At 61.9% G+C, this 18,690-nt stretch carries 20 protein-coding genes; 13 read left to right on the top strand and 7 right to left on the bottom strand.

Annotated features, from left to right (window positions below; translation table 11 throughout):
* Window positions 1-199: 199 nt before the first annotated feature.
* Together B9Z34_RS09750 and B9Z34_RS09745 are read right to left on the bottom strand one after the other, a co-directional pair.
* Window positions 200-1,924: a GMC family oxidoreductase gene (locus tag B9Z34_RS09750; RefSeq protein ID WP_108427926.1), complete on the bottom strand. Its 1,725-nt coding sequence runs from the start codon at window positions 1,922-1,924 to the stop codon at window positions 200-202.
* 185 nt (window positions 1,925-2,109) lie between these two features.
* Complete coding sequence (locus tag B9Z34_RS09745) at window positions 2,110-3,621, bottom strand: CoA-acylating methylmalonate-semialdehyde dehydrogenase (RefSeq protein WP_108427925.1); 1,512 nt, start codon at window positions 3,619-3,621, stop codon at window positions 2,110-2,112.
* Between the two features lie 140 nt (window positions 3,622-3,761).
* On the opposite strand from B9Z34_RS09745, the gene B9Z34_RS09740 reads away from it, so the two are divergent.
* Window positions 3,762-4,703: a LysR family transcriptional regulator gene (locus B9Z34_RS09740; RefSeq protein WP_108427924.1), complete on the top strand. Its 942-nt coding sequence runs from the start codon at window positions 3,762-3,764 to the stop codon at window positions 4,701-4,703.
* A gap of 1 nt (window position 4,704) precedes the next feature.
* Window positions 4,705-5,106, top strand: coding sequence for a YkvA family protein (locus tag B9Z34_RS09735; RefSeq protein ID WP_108427923.1), 402 nt, complete (start codon window positions 4,705-4,707; stop codon window positions 5,104-5,106).
* Window positions 5,107-5,110: 4 nt separating this feature from the next.
* Here the strand turns inward: B9Z34_RS09735 and B9Z34_RS09730 are convergent, their stop codons facing one another.
* From B9Z34_RS09730 to B9Z34_RS09720, 3 genes are all read right to left on the bottom strand, one after another.
* Window positions 5,111-5,749, bottom strand: coding sequence for a MarC family protein (locus B9Z34_RS09730; protein ID WP_108427922.1), 639 nt, complete (start codon window positions 5,747-5,749; stop codon window positions 5,111-5,113).
* 148 nt (window positions 5,750-5,897) lie between these two features.
* Window positions 5,898-6,365 (bottom strand): MaoC family dehydratase, encoded by a 468-nt coding sequence (locus B9Z34_RS09725; RefSeq protein WP_108427921.1) that lies wholly within the window; start codon window positions 6,363-6,365, stop codon window positions 5,898-5,900.
* Window positions 6,365-7,111, bottom strand: coding sequence for an SDR family oxidoreductase (locus tag B9Z34_RS09720; RefSeq protein ID WP_108427920.1), 747 nt, complete (start codon window positions 7,109-7,111; stop codon window positions 6,365-6,367). Before B9Z34_RS09720 ends, B9Z34_RS09725 begins: the two co-directional genes overlap by 1 nt.
* Window positions 7,112-7,192: 81 nt before the next feature.
* Between B9Z34_RS09720 and B9Z34_RS09715 the strand changes: the two genes are divergently transcribed.
* A complete protein-coding gene (locus B9Z34_RS09715) occupies window positions 7,193-7,795 on the top strand; it encodes a 2-hydroxychromene-2-carboxylate isomerase (protein WP_108427919.1) in 603 nt (200 codons plus the stop codon).
* Between the two features lie 28 nt (window positions 7,796-7,823).
* Window positions 7,824-8,513, top strand: a complete 690-nt coding sequence (locus B9Z34_RS09710; protein ID WP_108428029.1) for a dienelactone hydrolase family protein — start codon at window positions 7,824-7,826, stop codon at window positions 8,511-8,513.
* 258 nt (window positions 8,514-8,771) lie between these two features.
* Here the strand turns inward: B9Z34_RS09710 and B9Z34_RS09705 are convergent, their stop codons facing one another.
* Window positions 8,772-9,917, bottom strand: coding sequence for a magnesium transporter CorA family protein (locus B9Z34_RS09705; protein ID WP_108428028.1), 1,146 nt, complete (start codon window positions 9,915-9,917; stop codon window positions 8,772-8,774).
* A gap of 32 nt (window positions 9,918-9,949) precedes the next feature.
* The gene (gene hemB / locus B9Z34_RS09700; protein WP_108428027.1) at window positions 9,950-10,954 is read right to left on the bottom strand and encodes a porphobilinogen synthase; all 1,005 of its coding nucleotides are present in this window, start codon (window positions 10,952-10,954) and stop codon (window positions 9,950-9,952) included.
* A gap of 301 nt (window positions 10,955-11,255) precedes the next feature.
* Between hemB and B9Z34_RS09695 the strand changes: the two genes are divergently transcribed.
* The 9 genes from B9Z34_RS09695 to B9Z34_RS09655 form a co-directional block, all read left to right on the top strand.
* The gene (locus tag B9Z34_RS09695; protein WP_108427918.1) at window positions 11,256-11,684 is read left to right on the top strand and encodes a CopD family protein; all 429 of its coding nucleotides are present in this window, start codon (window positions 11,256-11,258) and stop codon (window positions 11,682-11,684) included.
* A gap of 9 nt (window positions 11,685-11,693) precedes the next feature.
* Window positions 11,694-12,809 carry a VanZ family protein gene (locus tag B9Z34_RS09690; RefSeq protein ID WP_108427917.1) on the top strand — a complete coding sequence of 372 codons (1,116 nt, stop codon included), beginning with the start codon at window positions 11,694-11,696 and terminating at the stop codon, window positions 12,807-12,809.
* A gap of 25 nt (window positions 12,810-12,834) precedes the next feature.
* A complete protein-coding gene (locus B9Z34_RS09685) occupies window positions 12,835-13,179 on the top strand; it encodes a ferredoxin (protein ID WP_108427916.1) in 345 nt (114 codons plus the stop codon).
* On the top strand, window positions 13,179-13,805 hold the full coding sequence (locus B9Z34_RS09680; protein WP_108427915.1) for an alpha/beta hydrolase: 627 nt from the start codon (window positions 13,179-13,181) through the stop codon (window positions 13,803-13,805). The genes B9Z34_RS09685 and B9Z34_RS09680 overlap by 1 nt, the downstream gene beginning before the upstream one ends.
* Before the next feature lie 46 nt (window positions 13,806-13,851).
* Entirely contained in the window at window positions 13,852-15,009 is a 1,158-nt protein-coding gene (locus B9Z34_RS09675) for a D-alanyl-D-alanine carboxypeptidase family protein (protein ID WP_108427914.1), read from the top strand.
* A 137-nt stretch (window positions 15,010-15,146) separates the two neighbouring features.
* Complete coding sequence (rpsL, locus tag B9Z34_RS09670; RefSeq protein ID WP_011466063.1) at window positions 15,147-15,524, top strand: 30S ribosomal protein S12; 378 nt, start codon at window positions 15,147-15,149, stop codon at window positions 15,522-15,524.
* A gap of 165 nt (window positions 15,525-15,689) precedes the next feature.
* Window positions 15,690-16,160 carry a 30S ribosomal protein S7 gene (rpsG, locus tag B9Z34_RS09665; RefSeq protein ID WP_053172830.1) on the top strand — a complete coding sequence of 157 codons (471 nt, stop codon included), beginning with the start codon at window positions 15,690-15,692 and terminating at the stop codon, window positions 16,158-16,160.
* A 99-nt stretch (window positions 16,161-16,259) separates the two neighbouring features.
* On the top strand, window positions 16,260-18,362 hold the full coding sequence (fusA, locus tag B9Z34_RS09660; protein ID WP_108427913.1) for an elongation factor G: 2,103 nt from the start codon (window positions 16,260-16,262) through the stop codon (window positions 18,360-18,362).
* A gap of 189 nt (window positions 18,363-18,551) precedes the next feature.
* Window positions 18,552-18,690: GTP-binding protein (locus B9Z34_RS09655; protein ID WP_233200730.1), on the top strand; the 139-nt coding region annotated here is incomplete at its 3' end.

Raw genomic sequence — 18,690 nt, 5'->3', positions numbered from 1 at the left:
GATGTTGGTTCATGTTCGAGTTCTTGGGCTTGTTTGTCTCCTCGGCCCTCGGGATGCAAGTACAGCTTTGCATCGAGTGGGTGAAATGTAAGTGACCCAGAGCGCCTCTGAACTCAGGGATTTCCCCATTTTGGGGAAATCCCTGCCTAGAACTGACCTTGAACTGACGAAAAAGAGTCGTTTGGCATGCTTTTAAGGCTCAGGCAGCGGCCTGGCGGGCGGCGTCTTCGGCGATCCATTGCGCCGCTTTTTCGGCAATCATGAGCGTCGGGCTGTTGGTGTTGCCGCTGGTGATGGTGGGCATCACGCCCGCATCGACCACGCGCAAGCCCGCCACACCGCGCACCTGCAGGCGTGGGTTGACTACGGCCATCGGGTCGTCTTCGCGGCCCATGCGGGTGGTGCCCACCGGGTGGAAGATGGTGCTGGCGATGTCACCGGCCAGCTTGGCCAGTTCTTCGTCGGTTTGGTATTCCACGCCGGGTTTGAACTCTTCGGGTGCGAAAGGTGCCATGGCGGGCTGGGCCATGATGCGCCGCGTCACCCGCAGGCTGTCGGCGGCCACCTTCCGGTCCTCCTCGGTGGCCAGGTAATTGGGGGCGATGGCGGGTGCGTCGTCAAATTGGTTGCTCTTGATCTGCACTGTGCCACGGCTGGTCGGGTTGAGGTTGCACACGCTGGCGGTGATCGCCGGGAAGCTGTGCAGGGGCTCGCCAAACGCGTCCAGACTCAGCGGCTGCACGTGGTACTGGATGTTGGCGTGCGGCTGCGACGGGTCGCTTTTGGTGAACGCACCCAGCTGGCTGGGCGCCATGCTCATGGGGCCGGTGCGTTTGAAGGCGTATTCCAGCCCAATCATGGCCTTGCCCACCAGGCTGTTGGCCAAGGTGTTGAGGGTTTTGGCGTTCTTGACCTTGTACACCGAGCGGATCTGCAAATGGTCTTGCAGGTTGGCGCCCACGCCGGGCAGCTCGTGCTTGACCTCGACGCCTTTGTCTTGAAGCAAAGCGCCGGGGCCGATGCCCGACAGCTGCAGGATCTGCGCCGAGCCGATGCTGCCCGCGCTCAGGATCACCTCGCGGGTGGCTTTGACCTCGACCATCTCCACACCCGACCACACCTGCACCCCGGTGCAACGCTGGCTGCCGTCGGGCTGGGTTTGCAGGATCAGCTTGGCCACTTGCGCCTTGTTCCACAACTCGAAGTTAGAACGTGCATAGCAAGTGGGGCGCAAAAAAGCCTTGGCCGTGTTCCAGCGCCAGCCGGACTTCTGGTTCACCTCGAAATAGCTCACGCCCTCGTTGTTGCCCCGGTTGAAGTCGTCCGTGGCGGGAATGCCCGCTTGCTGGGCCGCTTGCGCAAACGCGTCGAGCACGTCCCAGCGCAGGCGCTGCTTTTCGATGCGCCATTCGCCGCCCGTGTTGCGCCCGCGCAGGGTGTGCAGGTAACTGCCCTTGGGCAAATCGGCAGGGGCCAGCAACTCGGACTTGGCCCCTTTGGCGCCGTGAAATTCGTTGGCCCCGTTATAGTGGTCTTCGTGCAGCTTGAAGTAGGGCAGGGCCTGGTCCCAGCGCCATTCGTCGTTGCCGGTGATCTGCGCCCATTGATCGTAATCACGCGACTGGCCGCGCATGTAAATCATGCCGTTGATGCTCGAGCACCCGCCCAGTACCTTGCCACGCGGGTAACGCAGGCTGCGACCATTGAGACCCTGAGCCGGCTCGGTCTGGTACAGCCAGTCGGTGCGGGGGTTGCCAATGCAATACAGGTAGCCGACCGGGATGTGAATCCAGTGGTAATCGTCTTTCTTGCCCGCCTCGATCAGCAGCACGCGCTTGCTGGCGTCGGCGCTCAAGCGGTTGGCCAGCAGGCAGCCTGCCGTGCCGCCGCCCACGATGATGTAGTCGAAGGTGTTGTCGTTCATGTTGTACCTGGTCTCCTCAGCAGGCGATTGTGCACGGCAATCGACCGTTTAAAGCCAGCCAAAGCAGCGAGGGTGACTGGCCGGGGCCGCTGGGCCGATTTGCTGGCGCGAAGCAACGGATGAGGCTCGGTGGCCCCGGCCAGTCGCGTTCGCGGAAAACACCAGAAAGCCGATGGAGTTTTGGCTTATTTGGCCGTCGGCATCACAAACTCAGCCCCCTTGCCAATCGACTCAGGCCAGCGCTGCATGATGGACTTTTGCTTGGTGTAGAAACGCACACCCTCTTCGCCGTAAGCGTGCATGTCGCCAAACAGCGAGCGCTTCCAGCCGCCAAAGCCGTGCCAGGCCATGGGCACCGGGATTGGCACGTTGATGCCGACCATGCCCACCTGGATGCGACGCGAGAACTCGCGGGCCACATTGCCGTCGCGGGTGAAGCAGCTCACGCCGTTGCCGAACTCGTGGTCGTTGATGATTTGCACGGCGGTGGCGAAGTCGGGCACGCGCACGCAGCTCAAGACCGGGCCAAAAATCTCTTCCTTGTAGATCTTCATGTCGGTGGTGACGTGGTCAAACAGCGTACCGCCGAGCCAGAAGCCCTTGTCGCAACCGGCACCGGCCTTCGCGCCGTCAAATTCGCGGCCATCGACCAAGAGCTTGGCGCCTTCGGCCACGCCCGCGTCGATGTAACCCTTGATGCGCTGACGGGCCGCGTCGGTCACGATGGGGCCCATTTCGGCGGCCAGATTTTCGCCGTTGAGCACTTGCAGCGCTTTGGTGCGCTCGACCAGCTTGGGGATGATTTTGTCGGCCACATCGCCCACCAGCACGGCCACCGAAATCGCCATGCAGCGCTCGCCTGCCGAGCCGTAGCCTGCGCCGATCAGCGCGTCCACGGTCTGGTCGATGTCGGCGTCGGGCATGACCACCAGGTGGTTCTTTGCGCCGCCCAGGGCCTGCACGCGCTTGCCGTGGTGGGCGCCGGTCTCGTAGATGTAGTTGGCGATCGGTGTGGAGCCGACGAAGCTGATGGCTTTCACGTCGGGGTTCTCCAGCAGCGCGTCCACGGCTTCCTTGTCGCCTTGCACCACGTTGAACACGCCGTCGGGCAGACCGGCTTTTTTCAGCAGCTCGGCGATGAACAGCGAAGGCGTTGGGTCGGTGGGGCTGGGTTTCAAGATGAAGGTGTTGCCCGCCGCAATCGCGACCGGGAACATCCACATGGGCACCATGACGGGGAAGTTGAAGGGCGTGATGCCCGCGACCACGCCCAGCGGCTGGCGCATTGTCCAGTTGTCGATACCGGTCGACACTTGCTCGGTGAAGTCGCCCTTGAGCAGCTGCGGAATGCCGCTGGCGAATTCGACGATGTCGATGCCGCGGCTGACTTCGCCTTGTGCGTCGGTGAACACCTTGCCGTGCTCGGCGGTGATCATGTGGGCCAGTTCGTCCTTGTGGGTGTTCAGCAGTTCGAGGAACTTGAACATCACGCGGGCGCGGCGCAGCGGCGGTGTGTCGGCCCAGGCCGGGAAAGCGGCTTGCGCTGCGGCCACCGCTTTGGCGACTTCAGCGTTGTTGGCCAGGGCCACGTTGCCGGTCACGGCACCTGTAGCGGGGTTGGTCACAGGTTGGCTGCGGCCCGAAGTGCCTGCGGCGACCTGACCGTTGATGTAATGGCCGATGGGGGAAATGCTCATGTGGAACTTTCGTTGGGAATGTGGGAGCGCGCCACTGGGCGTGCATGATTGTGTGCAACGGGTCCAGTTTAGGCACCCCCGCCACCCGCCGCAATGCCGTAAAGTTGAATTGATTGTTCAAAATAGTGAACAATACAACGATGGAAAACCAAAAAATCACCACCCTCTGGACGCACCTGCACTGGCTGAGCGTGTTGGCCCAGCAAGGCAGTTACACCGCCGCTGCGGTTCGGTTGGGGGTGAGCAAGGCGGCCATGAGCCAGCGCATCGCCGAATTGGAGCGCGCCGCCAAAGTCACCCTGGTGCAGCGCACCACCCGCAGCTTGCGCCTGACCGAGGCGGGCCAAAGGCTGGTGGATGACACCCGCGCCGCGTTCGAGCAAATCGAGCAAAGCTTTGCCCAGGTGCGTGACCTGGCCGAGCAGCCTGGCGGCCTGGTTCGGGTCACCGCCCCGGTGGCGCTGGCGCGCCAACAGCTGGTGCCGCTGCTGGCCGAATTTCTCAAAGACTTTCCGGATGTGCGGATTGAGCTGGACCTGTCCGACCGCCTGAGCACCTTGGCCACCGAAGGCTACGACCTGGCCATCCGCCACACCGCCCGCCCGCCCGACACCCATGTGGCCTGGGCGCTGTGCGCCACCGAATCGGTGCTGGTGGCCACCCGCGCCTACTTGCGCAAACACGGCGAGCCGCAGACTCCTGCCGAGCTGCAGGCCCACAACTGCCTGCACTACCCCCGCTCGCAAGACACCCCGGCCTGGACGTTTGAACCACGCCAGCCGTCCATCGCTGGCGAGCGCATCACCGTGCCCGTGTCGGGCAACTTCGCCGCCAACAACAGCGAAGCCCTGCGCGAAGCCGCCCTGACTGGCGCAGGCATCGCCCTCATGCCCGATTTCAGCGCGCAGACTGCCCTGCGCCAGGGCAAGCTGGTGCGGGTGCTGCCCGGCTGGAAACCTGTGGGGGCCTTTGCCGAAACCATTTACGCCATTCGCCCGTATGCACCGCATGTGCCTCGGGCGGTGGCGGCGTTGGTGGCGCATTTGCGCCAAGGGCTGGCGCAGGGCTTTGCAGAGGTTTGACATGCCATCACTGAAGAACACCTTCTCCGCTGTCCGGACCTGGGCACGCCGCATCCAGCGCGATGGCCTGATGCTGTGGTTTGCCTGCCGTGACCCGCGCACGCCGTGGTGGCTCAAAGGCCTGGCTTTTTTCGTGGTGGCTTATGCGCTCAGCCCGATCGATCTGGTGCCCGATTTCATCCCGGTGCTGGGTTATCTGGACGATGTGATTTTGTTGCCCGTACTGATCTGGCTGGTGGTGCGGTATTTGCCGGAGCACATTGCGCAGGATTGTCGTCAGCAGGCCGACGACTGGATGGCCGAGCGCCAAGCCAAGCCCGTCAGCTGGGCAGGCCTGGTGCTGGTCTTGTCGGTATGGTCTGCGGTGGCTTGGGCTGTGTGGCGCTATGTCACGCTGCCTTGACCGGTCAAAGGCCGCGCGCCAGTACCGGAAACAGCTTGTGCAGCCCGTCGGCCATCACCTCCACCGCCAGGGCGGCCAGGATCAGACCCATGAGGCGGGTCATGACGTTGATGCCGGTTTTGCCCAGGATGCGGGCAATCGGGGTGGCCAGTGAAAAGCACAGCGCCGTGGCCAGAGCAATGACCACGCCATAGCCGACCAGGGTGCCCAACTGGGCGAAGTTTTTGGCTTTTTCGGCGTAAATCACGACGGTGGACATGGTGGCCGGGCCCGTCAGTAGCGGGATGGTCAGGGGCACCACGGCAATGCTGGCGCCCACAGCGGCTTTGGCTTCGGCGTCGTGCACTTCGTCGGCATTGGCGCGGGATTCGGCCGGTTGCGCGTTCAGCATCGACAAGGCCGCAGTGAGCAGCAACATGCCGCCGCCGACCTGGAAGCTGGCCAGCGAAATGCCGAAGAACTCCAAAATCTGCAGACCCAGCAAGGCGCTGGCGGCGATCACCACAAAGGCAGAAAAGGACGACACCCAAATCGTTCTTTTGCGTTGGGCGCGGCTGAAGCCCTGGGTGTAGTGGATGAAAAACGGGACGATGGCCAAGGGGTTGACGATGGCCAGCAGGGTGATGAGCGGTTTGAAATCCATCGCCCCATTGTGCCTTGGCGCAACTGGCTAAACCATGGAGGTTGCGGTGGCACGTTTCTGTGGGAGGTCGCCCCTGCGGCCGAATGCGCGTCGTGCCATTGCACACATTCGCGAGCAGGGGCTCGCTCCCAAAGGGGTCGTGACCGCTTCAGTCGGCAGCAGCTGGCGAGCGGCGGCGGAACATGCCCCAGCCTTCCATGTGCAGCACCTTGTCTCCGTTCTGGTTGAACATTTCCCAGAGGTTGCGCGTCATGCCCACGTCCGGGCGTTTGCCCATGGGCTTGGTCTCCAGCACGGTGCTTTGCAGGCGCAGGCTGTCGCCCGGGTAGACCGGTTTGAGCCACTTGATGCCTTCGAGACCTGGCGAGCCGAGGCTGGAGGTTTCGTGCAAAAAGTTGGTCACCATGAGCCGCATGGCCATGGCGCAGGTGTGCCAGCCGCTGGCCGAGAGGGCACCGAACACCGAGGCCTTGGCCGCTTCGTCGTCCAGGTGAAAGGGCTGCGGGTCAAACTGGGTGGCGAAGGCGATGATCTCTTCGCGGGTGGGCGTGATGGTGCCCAGATCGCGCACCTGGCCCACGGCCATGTCTTCCCAGAAGTATTTGATCTGCGCCATCAACGGCCTCCCGAGATGTCCAGAAAGCTCATGGTGGTGTAACTGGCCTTGTCCGACAGCAGCCAGACAATGCCCTCGGCCACTTCTTCGGCAGTGCCGCCGCGCTGGGCGGGCACCAGGTGCTGCAGGTCTTTCACGCGGTTGGGCAGACCGCCCGAGGCGTGGATTTCGGTCTCGATCAGGCCCGGGCGCACCGCGTTGACGCGGATGCCCTCGGCGGCCACTTCCTTGGACAACCCGATGGTGAAAGCGTCGATCGCACCTTTGGCGGCGGCGTAGTCCACGTACTGGCCGGGAGCGCCCAAGCGGGCGGCGGCGCTCGACACGTTGACGATGCTGCCGCCTTCGCCGCCGTGCTTGGTGCTCATGCGGCGCACGGCTTCGCGGGCGCAGATCAGGCTGCCGATCACGTTGATGTCGAACATGCGCTTCCAACGGGCCACGCTCATCTGGTCCACACGGGCGGCCAAATCGACCACACCTGCGTTGTTGACCAGGCCGTGCAGGCGGCCGAGTTTGGCGTCAATGTGCTCGAACATGCGCAGCACTTGCGCTTCGTCGGCCACGTCGGCCTGGACCGCCATGGCTTGCCCCCCCGAGGCGCGGATTTGGCGCACCACTTCGTCCGCCGCCAGCGAGTTGGCGGTGTAATTCACAGCCACCGACCAGCCGTTTTGGGCCGCCAACAGGGCCGTGGCCGCCCCGATACCGCGGCTGCCGCCCGTCACCAACAAGACCTTGTTCATCGCGTATCTCCTGCAAAAATTCATGGATGCGGTTAAAACCGCTGCTTCGCTTGACGATTACACAACACACAAGGAGACCATATGGGTCGCACAGTGGACTATTACTTCGCCCCGCAAAGCCCCTGGGCTTATTTGGGCCACCAGCGCCTGGCCGAGATCGTGCAGCGTACCGGGGCCTCCGTGCGGGTGATGCCGATCGACCTGGGCGGCAAGGTCTTCCCGATCTCGGGCGGTTTGCCGCTGGGCCAGCGTGCACCGCAAAGGCAGGCTTACCGCCTGGTGGAGTTGCAGCGCTTCAGCCAGCACCTGAATGTGCCTCTCAATCCGAAGCCCCGGTATTTCCCGGTCGGTGGGGACGATGCTGCGCGCCTGATCATTGCGGCCGATGTGGCCCAAGGTCCGCAAGCCGCCATGAAGATCGCGGGCGCGATTTTGGCCGCTTGCTGGGCGCAAGAGCGCAACATGGCCGACGACAAAGTGTTGGCCGAGCTGCTGGCTGAGCAGGGCTTGCCGGGCCAGCTGATGGACGCCTCCCGCAGCCAGGCGGTGCAGGAGCGCTATGAAAGCTACACCCAGGCGGCCATCGATGCAGGGGTGTTTGGTGCGCCCAGTTATGTGGTGGATGGCGAGATTTTCTGGGGCCAGGACCGGCTCGATTTTGTCGAGCGTGCGCTGGCCCGTTGAACTGACCTCTGTCTTGAAAGGAAAACACATGGGATCGATGATCGAACTGAAGTCGGCTGACGGTACCGCCGTGCCCGCGTATGAGGCCCGACCCGCAGGCACACCCAAGGGTGCCGTGGTCGTGATTCAGGAAATTTTTGGCGTCAACAGCCACATCCGCGCTGTGGCCGATGGCTATGCCGCCGAGGGTTATCTGGCGGTGGCTCCGGCGGCCTTTCACCGCGTCAAGCCGGGGGTGGAATTGGGTTACACCGAAGCCGATATGGGCGAAGGCTTTGGCTACAAAACGGCGGCCGAGGCCTTGCCTGCGCCCGGCGTGATGCAGGACATCCAGGTGGCGATTGACCATGCCGTGCAGGCGTCGGGTGGCAAGGTGGGCATCGTGGGTTACTGCTGGGGCGGCTTGTTGACCTGGCGTGCGGCCTGCACCTTGTCAGGCCTGAGCGCAGCGGTGCCGTATTACGGCGGTGGGGTGACCACTGAAGCCGAAACCGCCCGCCAACCCAAGGTGCCGGTGCTGGCGCATTTTGCCGAAGAAGACCATTGGATTCCGATGGACACCGTGGCGGCTTTCCGCAAGGCGCACCCCGAAGTGACGGTCCACACCTATGCAGCCCACCACGGCTTCAACTGCGACCAGCGCGCTTCCTGGCACGCCCCTTCGGCCCAATTGGCCCGGGAACGCACGCTGGCGTTTTTCAAGCAGCATCTGGGTTGAACGACTGGAGATGCCCGCGCATGCGGGTATCCAAGGTGGACGAAGGCATGGACCCCCGATCAAGTCGGGGGTGACGAACTCGGGTTGTCATGCCCGCGCACGCGGGTATCCAGGGTAGGCGAAGTCATGGACCCCCGATCAAGTCGGAGGTGACGAACTCGGGGTGTCATACCCGCGCCTGCGGGTATCCAGGGTGGGCGAAGGCATGGGCCCCCGATTGAGTCGAGGGTGACGAGAAGGACTGGTGGTGTTTGGCGCTTATTCGCCCGTGCGCGCCAGATACCGTTTGCGCCAGAACACCAAGCCCATGGTGGTGGCAATCGCCCCCATTCCGCCCAGCGTCCACCAAAAAGCGCTGGCGGTGTGCAGCCAGGGCATGAACTCGAAGTTCATGCCGAACACCGCTGCGATCAGGTTCAGTGGCAAGAAGATCGCGGTCAGTGCCGTCAAGGTCCGCATGATGTCGTTGGTGCGGTTGCCCTGGGCATTGAAGTGCATTTGCACCGCGGTTTCGGTGTTGTGCTCCAGACGGCGCACATGATGGACCACCCGGTCAATGTGCTCCAGCACATCCCGGCAGCGCACCTTCAGCAATTCGTGTTCGCGCAGGGCGGCCGGGTCTTCGTTGACCACCCAGTCGTCCAGGGTTTCGTTCCAATTGAGCATGGCCGTGTGCTGGTCATCGCATAGGTCTTCGAGCTGGTGCAGGGCCAGCCGTGCTTGCAGCAAGGCGTCCCAGCGGCGAAAACGCGCACCGGGGTGGAGCAGTTCGGCCTGCCAGTGGTCCAGCTGGCGGCTCAGTTCGCGTCTTAAATCCAGGTACGCGTCCACCATCTGGCTGACGATGCGCAGCATCATGTCGGCTGGGCTCATTGGGATGCCTCGAGCGCCTGCAGACCGGGGGTCGTGCGCCAGGGCCTTGTCGCTTGTCGCATTCAAAAGACGGCTGGCGTAGGCTTCGCGCACGGCGCAGTCGTCGGGGTGCACGCTCAGCAGCACCTTGTCGAACACCGCAAAGCCCACCGGGCTGGTGTCGATGCGCTGCAGGATGGGTGGACCGGGCCGCTTGATTGGTGAATGTTTGGCCTGGGCTTCGCTGTGCCGGGGAGCGGTGCCCGATTGCTGTGCCAGTCGGCGAAACACCAGCAGGTCGTAATGCGAAGTGAAGTCGTAGCGCGAGGGCAGTTGGCCGTTGAGCAAGTCCGACACATGCAGGTCCACCAGGCTTTGCCCCGTCAACTGCTGCAGGCAGGTCTGGATGGCGGGCACATGGCGCTCGAAGTGTTCGCGTGAAAAGGCCAGCCAGAGAAAGCCTTGTTCGGGCAAAGCCTCGGGCAGCGGGGTGTCAGGGCTGTGCGAAGGCCAGGCCTGCACCCGATTGCCAGCGATGCTGAACACCCGCAAACCGGGTGCGCCAGCGTGGAGGGGGGTCTCTTTCAATGGGCGGCGATCCAGCGTGCGGCGTCGCGGGCAAAGTAGGTCAACACGCCGTCTGCGCCCGCGCGCTTGAAGGCCAGCAGGCTCTCCATCATGACCAGGTCGTGGTCCAGCCAGCCGTTTTGCGCAGCGGCCTTGAGCATGGCGTATTCGCCCGACACCTGGTAGGCGAAGGTGGGCACCTTGAACTCGTCTTTGACGCGGCGCACGATGTCCAGGTACGGCATGCCGGGCTTGACCATCACCATGTCGGCTCCTTCGGCCAGGTCCATGGCGACTTCGCGCAGGGCTTCGTCGGTGTTGCCGGGGTCCATCTGGTAGACCTTCTTGTTGCTTTTGCCCAGGTTGCCGGCCGAACCCACCGCGTCGCGGAAGGGGCCATAGAAGGCGCTGGCGTATTTGGCGCTGTAGGCCATGATGCGGGTGTGGATCAGGCCGCGGGCTTCGAGCGCCTGGCGGATCGCGCCGATGCGTCCGTCCATCATGTCGCTGGGCGCGACCATGTCCACGCCCGCTTCGGCTTGCGTCAGGGCTTGCTGCACCAGCACGGCGGTGGTTTCGTCGTTCAGGATGTAGCCAGTCTCATCGAGCAAGCCGTCCTGGCCATGGCTGGTGAAGGGGTCGAGCGCCACATCGGTCATCACGCCCAGCTCGGGGAAGCGTTTTTTGAGTTCGCGCACCACACGGGGCACCAGGCCGTCTGGATTCTTGGCTTCGCTGCCCGTGGGGTCCTTCAGGCTGGCGTCGATGACCGGGAACAGCGCCATGACCGGGATGCCGAGCTTGACGCAGTCTTCGGCCACGGGCAGCAGCAGGTCGAGCGACAAGCGTTCCACGCCGGGCATGGAGCCCACGGCCTGGCGCTGGTTTTGGCCGTCCAGCACAAACACCGGGTAGATCAGGTCGTGCGCTGTGACCCGGTGCTCACGCACCAGATTGCGGGTGAATTCATCACGGCGCAAGCGGCGTGGGCGGTTGGCGGGGAAGGGAGCGACAGGGTTCATGTCGAAAATTGTGCCTGAAGTCGCGCTCAAGCCAAAGCGGCCTTGGCCCCCAGGGGTCTGGTCATGGCGCGCAGGCGACAACCAACAAAACCACCATAAAAACCAAAATTCAACTTGTTAATGGTTTTGTTATTTGATAAATTCGCCCTGGGCAGCTTGCTGCCTCCCGCTTTTCCTCCCTGAGCGGGGCCCTGACGCGGTAACGCCAAAGGGCTTCCCACCCTCGGCCCCTGGCCGGGGGTTTTTTTTGCCTGCGCGAGCCCCCAGGTCGTGATGGGCCATCACTGACTACACTTGAGCCATGCTCTGGATCAAAGCCCTTCACATCGTTTTCATCGCCAGCTGGTTTGCCGGCCTGTTCTACCTGCCGAGGATTTTTGTCAATCTGGCCATGGTGGAGCCAGGCTCCGTGGCAGAGCGCGCGCGTTTGCTGTTGATGTCGCGCAAGCTCTACCGCTTCATGACCATTTTGGCCATCCCCGCCTTGGCGCTGGGCTTGTGGCTTTGGCTGTATTACGGCATTGGCCTGGGTTCGGGGCAGGGCTGGATGCATGCCAAGCTGCTGATCGTGTTGGCCTTGCTCGGTTACCACCACAGTTGCGGCGTCTTGCTGCGCAAGTTCGAGAGCGGCCAGATGCAGCGCAGCCATGTCTGGTTTCGCTGGTTCAATGAGGCGCCAGTTCTGATGATGCTGGCGGCCGTCATTTTGGTGGTGGTCAAGCCGTTTTAAGAGCCGGGCATGCGCACCACGCCTTCGCGCAGAACGGCCGCCTGGCCCCTGGTCTGGATCTATGCGGTCCTGATCGTTTATGCCAGTCTTTATCCTTTTGACGGCTGGCGCATCCAGGGCATCGCCCCCTGGGCCTTTTTGACGGCCCCTTTGCCGCGCTATTGGACAGGCTTTGATGTCTTGTCCAATGTGGCCGGCTATGCGCCTTTCGGGTTTTTGATGGCGCTGGCGGTGCACCGAACCCGCGACCGCTGGCCCGCCATTGCCATGAGCACGCTCGCGGCAGCGCTGCTGTCCTTGACGATGGAGTCCATGCAGATGTTCTTGCCTGTGCGGGTCCCGTCCAATGTGGACGCTGCCTTGAACATCTCCGGTGCATTTCTGGGGGCCGCCATGGCCAGCGCTTTGGAGCGGGTGGGCTTGCTGGACCGCTGGAGCCGCTTTCGTGACCGTTGGTTTGTCTCCGACGCCAGTGGTGCCATGGCTTTGTTGGCCGTGTGGCCTGTGGCCTTGTTGTTCCCGGCACCTGTGACTTTTGGTTTGGGGCAGGTGCTCGAGCGTGTGGAGACCGCACTGGCCCATGTGCTGCAAGACACCCCTTGGCTGGAGTGGCTGCCCCTGCGCGAGGTGGAGCTGCAGCCCTTGTTGCCCGTGAGCGAAATCCTGTGCGTGGCCATTGGCTTGCTGCTGCCCTGCCTGTTGGCTTTCGGGGTGTTGCGCCTTTGGGGGCAGCGCATGATGGTGGCGGCGTTGTTGGTGGGTGTGGGCTTTGGGGCCAGTGCTTTGTCTGCGGCGCTCACCTATGGCCCTGCCCACGCGTGGGGCTGGGTCAGCACCGAGGTGCTGGCAGGCCTGGTGCTGGCGATTGTCGCCATGGTGGCGCTGTCGTTTTGTGCGGTGCGGGTGTGTTGGGTGCTGGCGCTGGCGGCCTTGGTGTGGCAGTTGAGCCTGCTCAACAACGCCTCGGCCGACGCCTACTTTGCCTTGACCTTGCAAACCTGGGAGCAGGGCCAGTTCATCCGTTTTCATGGCCTGAGCCAGTGGCTGGGTTGGTTGTGGCCTTATGCCCTGCTGGTGTACCTGATTCAGCGCTTGTCGTCGCCCGGCCTTACGAGAGATACGTGATCAGGTCCGGACCTAGAATTCGGACATGACCATTGAAAATTCCAGTCCTTATTTCAAGCGCCACATCTTTTTTTGCCTCAACGAGCGCAAAAACAACGAGGCCTGCTGTGCCCAGCAGGGCGCGCAAGCCGCTTTTGACCATTGCAAACAACGCGTCAAGGCGCTGGGCTTGGCGGGGCCCGGGCAGGTGCGGGTCAACAAGGCCGGTTGCATGGACCGCTGCGCTGGCGGCCCGGTCGCTGTGGTCTATCCCGAAGGCGTCTGGTACTCCTATGTGGACCAGGCCGACATCGACGAAATCGTCGAGTCGCATCTGCAGAACGGCCAGGTCGTGACGCGGTTGGTCACGCCCGAGCACCTGGGGCGCTGATGAATTCGGCCACCCAATCCCTGACGCTGCAAGGGCCTGCCGGCGCCATCGAGGCGTTGCGTGACGCCCCTGCGCCAGACGCGATCCGGGGGACTGCCGTCATCGCACACCCGCACCCCTTGTTTGGCGGCACCATGCAAAACAAGGTGGTGCAGACGCTGGCCCGTGCGTTTGTGCAGTGTGGCTGGCAGGCGGTGCGCTTCAACTTCCGGGGGGTGGGGACCAGTGCGGGCACTTACGACGAGGGGCGCGGCGAAGCCGCAGACATGCTCGCGGTGATCGAACAGGTGGCACCCTCGGGGCCTTTGGCACTGGCGGGTTTTTCCTTTGGGGCCTTTGTGACCAGCCATGTGGCCCGGACACTGAGCCCCGCACGCAGTCCGGGCAAGCTGGTGCTGGTGGGCACAGCCGCTTCGCGTTTTGAGGTGGCACCGGTCGCGCCCGAGTTGCACGAGGCGACCCTGGTGCTCCATGGCGAACAAGACGATACGGTGCCTCTGGCCAGTGTGATGGACTGGGCCAGGCCGCAGTCCTTGCCGGTCACAGTCATTCCCGGGGTGGCGCATTTCTTTCATGGACAGCTGCCCCTGCTCAAAAATTTGGTGGCCAGGCACCTTCGCGCCTGATGCCCGGTGTACCGCAACAGGGTGCGCCCAGACGATCAAGATCCGCATGACAACTTCATTGAAAACCCTGGCCCTGGCTTTCCTGGCAGCCCTGACTTGGAGCGTTCAGGCGCAAATGCCCCAGCCTCCCGAGGTGGCGGCCAAAGCTTATTTGCTGATCGATGTCACCGCCAACCAGGTGCTGGCGGCCAAAGACCCGGACATGGCGGTGGAGCCCGCCTCGCTGACCAAATTGATGACGGCTTACCTGGTGTTCGATGCCCTGAAGTCACGCAAGATCGACCTCAAGCAAACCCTGCCCGTGTCGGAGCGGGCCTGGAAGATGCCGGGTTCGCGCATGTTCATTGACCCCAAGATGCGGGTGCCCGTCGAAGACCTGATCAAGGGCATGGTGGTCCAGTCGGGCAACGATGCCACCGTGGCCCTGGCCGAAGGGGTGGGCGGCAGCGTGGAGCGTTTTGTGCAACTGATGAACGACCAGGCCAAAGTGCTGGGCATGAAGAACACCCGTTACCGCAATCCGGAGGGGCTGACGGAGGCGGGCCACACCACCACGGCGCGTGACCTGGGCCTTCTGGCCAGCCGCTTGATGCGGGATTTTCCCGAATTCGTGCCTTATTACGCCATCAAGAAGTACCGCTACGAAGGCACCCCCGCAGCCAACGACAGCAACCGTAATTTGCTGCTGTTCCGTGACCCCACCGTGGACGGCCTGAAAACAGGGCACACCAACGCAGCCGGTTATGGCTTGGTGGCCTCGGCCAAGCGGGAGTTCGCCAACATTGGACAACGGCGCCTGTTGTCGGTCGTTTTGGGGGCTGACAGTGAGAACGCACGGGCCAACGAAAGCCAGAAGCTCCTCAACTGGGGTTACACCGCCTTCGATGCGGTCAAACTCTTCGAGGCCGGTCAGGCCATCGTCAGCCCGACTTTGTGGAAAGGCAAGTCGCCGGTCTTGAAACTGGGGTCTTTGCAGCCGCTGGTGGTGGCCGTGCCCGCAGGTTCTGCCGCCCAGATCAAAACCCAGGTGTCCCGCCCGGACCCGCTGGTGGCACCTTTCAGCAAGGGCCAGACCGTGGGCGGATTGAAGGTGTTGCGCGGGGACCAGGCCTTGTTGGAGGTTCCCTTGGTGGCGCTGGAGGCGGTCGAGGAAGCTGGCGTTCTGGGCCGCGCCTGGGACGCGGTGCGTCTGTGGATCAAGTGAGCGCTGGCCGTCTCTTTGGGTCAAATTGTGGATAACTTGCCACCCGAGCGCCAGGCGGTTATACTGGCGGGCTTTTCCGCTTTTGGGGCGGAGAAGTTTCTTTTGTCCAATTCCAACGTTTAGGGACGTTACAAACAATGCCAACCATCAATCAATTGGTGCGTCAGGGGCGCGAGGTCGAAACGATCAAGTCCAAAAGCCCTGCGATGCAAAACTCTCCACAGCGTCGTGGTGTCTGCACCCGTGTGTACACCACAACGCCTAAAAAGCCTAACTCCGCTTTGCGTAAAGTGGCTAAAGTGCGCTTGACCAACGGTTTTGAGGTCATCTCCTACATCGGCGGTGAAGGCCACAACCTGCAGGAACACTCGGTGGTTCTGGTGCGCGGTGGTCGTGTCAAGGACTTGCCAGGTGTGCGTTACCACATCGTGCGCGGTTCGCTCGACTTGCAAGGCGTGAAAGACCGCAAGCAGTCGCGCTCCAAGTACGGTGCGAAGAAGCCAAAGGCCAAGTAAGCCCTTTGGGGTTGAAATTTTTCGGTGCTGTTTCCCGCGTGGCGCGGTGATACAGCGAAGTGACCCGAAGCCCGGAATCGTCCAGGTGGGTCGAGTAAGTGAGCTGTTTTGAATAACGCTCGCGGTGTCTGAAAAGATGCCAACTGAAGCAATATGAGGTGAAATATGCCACGTCGTCGCGAAGTCCCTAAACGTGAAATCCTGCCGGATCCCAAGTTCGGCAATGTCGAGCTCTCCAAGTTCATGAACGTGATCATGGAAGGCGGCAAGAAAGCTGTCGCAGAACGCATCATTTATGGTGCTCTGGACACCATGGAAAAGAAAACAGGAAAAGACCCTGTGGAACTCTTCTCCATCGCCATCAACAACGTCAAGCCCATGGTGGAAGTGAAATCCCGCCGCGTGGGTGGTGCGAACTACCAGGTGCCTGTTGAAGTGCGCCCTGTTCGTCGCCTGGCCCTGTCGATGCGCTGGATCAAGGAAGCCGCTCGCAAGCGCGGTGAAAAGTCGATGGCCCTGCGTTTGGCCAACGAATTGCTTGAGGCCAACGAAGGCCGTGGTGGCGCCATGAAAAAGCGTGACGAAGTTCACCGCATGGCCGAAGCCAACAAGGCGTTCTCGCACTTCCGCTTCTGATGCACAAGGGCTTCTCACAGAAGCCCGACACGTTCAGAAGCCAGCCCGCTGGCCCCATTTGGGGTGGCGGGCTTTGGTACTTAATCTTTGGAGAAATAAATGGCTCGCACTACCCCCATCGAGCGCTATCGCAACATTGGTATCTCGGCTCACATTGACGCCGGCAAGACCACGACGACTGAGCGTATCCTTTTTTATACCGGCGTGAACCACAAGATTGGTGAAGTGCACGACGGCGCTGCCACCATGGACTGGATGGAGCAAGAGCAAGAGCGTGGCATCACGATCACCTCGGCGGCCACCACCTGCTTCTGGAAGGGCATGGACAGCTCTTTCGACGAGCACCGCTTCAACATCATCGACACCCCCGGCCACGTGGACTTCACCATTGAAGTCGAGCGTTCTATGCGCGTGCTGGACGGCGCTTGCATGGTGTATTGCGCTGTGGGCGGCGTGCAGCCCCAGTCCGAAACCGTGTGGCGTCAGGCCAACAAGTACAAGGTGCCACGTCTGGCCTTTGTGAACAAGATGGACCGCACCGGTGCCAACTTCTTCAAAGTTGTCGAACAGATGAAGCTGCGCCTCAAAGCCAGCCCTGTGCCGATCGTGATCCCGATTGGCGCGGAAGACAACTTCACCGGCGTGGTCGACCTGATCAAGATGAAGGCCATCATCTGGGACGAAGCTTCCCAGGGCATGAAGTTCACCTTCGAAGACATCCCAGCCAACTTGCTCGAGACCGCCAAAGAGTGGCGCGAGAAAATGGTCGAAGCTGCGGCTGAGGCTTCCGAGGACATGATGAACAAGTACCTGGAAGAAGGTGACTTGACGGAAGAAGAAATCAAGCGCGGTATCCGTATCCGCACCTTGGCTTCCGAAATCCAGCCCATGTTCTGCGGTACCGCTTTCAAGAACAAAGGCGTGCAGCGCATGCTAGACGGCGTGATCGACTTCCTGCCGTCGCCCTTGGACGTGAAAGCCATCAAGGGTTTTGACGAAGAAGAAAAAGAAGTCACCCGCAAGGCCGACGACGAAGAGAAGTTCTCTGCGTTGGCGTTCAAGCTGATGACCGACCCGTTTGTGGGTCAGCTGACTTTCGTGCGCGTGTATTCCGGCGTCCTGAAAAAAGGCGATACCGTGTACAACGCGGTGCGCGGCAAGAAAGAGCGTATCGGCCGTATTGTGCAAATGCACGCCAACAACCGTGAAGAAGTCGACGAGATCCGTGCGGGCGACATCGCCGCTTGCGTAGGCTTGAAAGACGTCACCACCGGCGAAACCTTGTGCGATCCCAACTCTGTGATCACGCTCGAGCGCATGGTGTTCCCTGACTCCGTGATTCGCCAGGCGGTGGAGCCCAAGTCCAAAGCCGACCAGGAAAAGATGGGCATCGCCCTGTCGCGTCTGGCCGCTGAAGATCCATCTTTCCGCGTGCAAACCGACGAAGAATCCGGTCAGACCATCATTGGCGGCCAGGGCGAATTGCATCTGGAAATCATCGTGGACCGCATGAAGCGTGAATTCGGTGTTGAAGCCAACGTGGGCAAGCCTCAAGTGGCTTACCGCGAAACCATCCGCAAGACCGTCGAAGAAGCCGAAGGCAAGTTCGTGCGTCAGTCCGGTGGTAAGGGTCAATATGGCCACGTGGTTCTGAAGGTCGAGCCTCAGGAGCCAGGCAAGGGCTTTGAGTTCGTTGACGCCATCAAGGGCGGTGTGGTTCCTCGCGAATACATCCCTGCCGTGGAAAAAGGTGTGATCGAAGCTTTGGGTCAAGGCGTTTTGGCTGGCTACCCTGTGGTGGACGTCAAGGTCACCCTGCACTTCGGTTCGTACCACGACGTGGACTCGAACGAAATGGCCTTCAAGATGGCCGCCATCTTTGGTTTCAAAGAAGGTTGCCGCAAAGCCAACCCCGTGATTCTGGAGCCCATGATGGCTGTGGAAGTCGAGACCCCAGAAGACTACGCCGGTAACGTGATGGGCGACTTGTCCTCACGCCGCGGCATGGTCCAGGGCATGGACGACATGGTCGGTGGCGGCAAGGCCATCAAGGCCGAGGTGCCACTGTCCGAGATGTTCGGATACTCGACCACCCTGCGCTCCATGTCGCAAGGTCGCGCCACCTACACGATGGAATTCAAGCACTACGCTGAAGCACCACGCAACGTGGCGGAAGCCATTGTTGCCGCTCGCGCAAAGTAAAGACAAGCGTGCCGGATCAAATTCGCCCCAGCGAATTTGCTCGGGCACCTCTGATCAGAAATGGTCAGCTCTGAAAGTTCAGAAACTGTCTGCGATCAAGTGCCACTCTGTGCCCGTGCGGAGTGATCCAGCAACCTGATGCAAACATTAAACCAACACACGGGCATTGCTCTTTTTAAGGATTGAAAAATGGCTAAAGAAAAATTCGAACGGACCAAACCCCACGTGAACGTGGGCACCATCGGTCACGTTGACCACGGCAAAACCACACTGACTGCCGCCATCACCACCGTGCTGGCTGCCAAGTTCGGCGGTGCTGCCAAAGCGT

Origin of the sequence: Limnohabitans sp. Hippo3, assembly GCF_003063665.1 — a bacterium.
In the GTDB taxonomy this organism is placed as follows: domain Bacteria; phylum Pseudomonadota; class Gammaproteobacteria; order Burkholderiales; family Burkholderiaceae_C; genus Limnohabitans_A.
The sequence above is the reverse complement of the archived record's forward strand: the minus strand, read 5'-3'. Positions and strand labels throughout refer to the sequence as shown.

Excerpts from the sequence above, each read along its gene's own strand:
- B9Z34_RS09730 (WP_108427922.1), bottom strand. The coding sequence starts at position 5,749 with ATGGATTTCAAACCGCTCATCACCCTGCTGGCCATCGTCAACCCCTTG.
- B9Z34_RS09715 (WP_108427919.1), top strand. The coding sequence starts at position 7,193 with ATGGGTCGCACAGTGGACTATTACTTCGCCCCGCAAAGCCCCTGGGCT.
- rpsG (WP_053172830.1), top strand. The coding sequence starts at position 15,690 with ATGCCACGTCGTCGCGAAGTCCCTAAACGTGAAATCCTGCCGGATCCC.
- B9Z34_RS09685 (WP_108427916.1), top strand. The coding sequence starts at position 12,835 with ATGACCATTGAAAATTCCAGTCCTTATTTCAAGCGCCACATCTTTTTT.
- hemB (WP_108428027.1), bottom strand. The coding sequence starts at position 10,954 with ATGAACCCTGTCGCTCCCTTCCCCGCCAACCGCCCACGCCGCTTGCGC.
- B9Z34_RS09735 (WP_108427923.1), top strand. The coding sequence starts at position 4,705 with ATGCCATCACTGAAGAACACCTTCTCCGCTGTCCGGACCTGGGCACGC.
- B9Z34_RS09725 (WP_108427921.1), bottom strand. The coding sequence starts at position 6,365 with ATGGCGCAGATCAAATACTTCTGGGAAGACATGGCCGTGGGCCAGGTG.
- rpsL (WP_011466063.1), top strand. The coding sequence starts at position 15,147 with ATGCCAACCATCAATCAATTGGTGCGTCAGGGGCGCGAGGTCGAAACG.
- fusA (WP_108427913.1), top strand. The coding sequence starts at position 16,260 with ATGGCTCGCACTACCCCCATCGAGCGCTATCGCAACATTGGTATCTCG.
- B9Z34_RS09675 (WP_108427914.1), top strand. The coding sequence starts at position 13,852 with ATGACAACTTCATTGAAAACCCTGGCCCTGGCTTTCCTGGCAGCCCTG.
- B9Z34_RS09745 (WP_108427925.1), bottom strand. The coding sequence starts at position 3,621 with ATGAGCATTTCCCCCATCGGCCATTACATCAACGGTCAGGTCGCCGCA.
- B9Z34_RS09740 (WP_108427924.1), top strand. The coding sequence starts at position 3,762 with ATGGAAAACCAAAAAATCACCACCCTCTGGACGCACCTGCACTGGCTG.
- B9Z34_RS09710 (WP_108428029.1), top strand. The coding sequence starts at position 7,824 with ATGGGATCGATGATCGAACTGAAGTCGGCTGACGGTACCGCCGTGCCC.
- B9Z34_RS09750 (WP_108427926.1), bottom strand. The coding sequence starts at position 1,924 with ATGAACGACAACACCTTCGACTACATCATCGTGGGCGGCGGCACGGCA.
- B9Z34_RS09695 (WP_108427918.1), top strand. The coding sequence starts at position 11,256 with ATGCTCTGGATCAAAGCCCTTCACATCGTTTTCATCGCCAGCTGGTTT.
- B9Z34_RS09680 (WP_108427915.1), top strand. The coding sequence starts at position 13,179 with ATGAATTCGGCCACCCAATCCCTGACGCTGCAAGGGCCTGCCGGCGCC.
- B9Z34_RS09690 (WP_108427917.1), top strand. The coding sequence starts at position 11,694 with ATGCGCACCACGCCTTCGCGCAGAACGGCCGCCTGGCCCCTGGTCTGG.
- B9Z34_RS09720 (WP_108427920.1), bottom strand. The coding sequence starts at position 7,111 with ATGAACAAGGTCTTGTTGGTGACGGGCGGCAGCCGCGGTATCGGGGCG.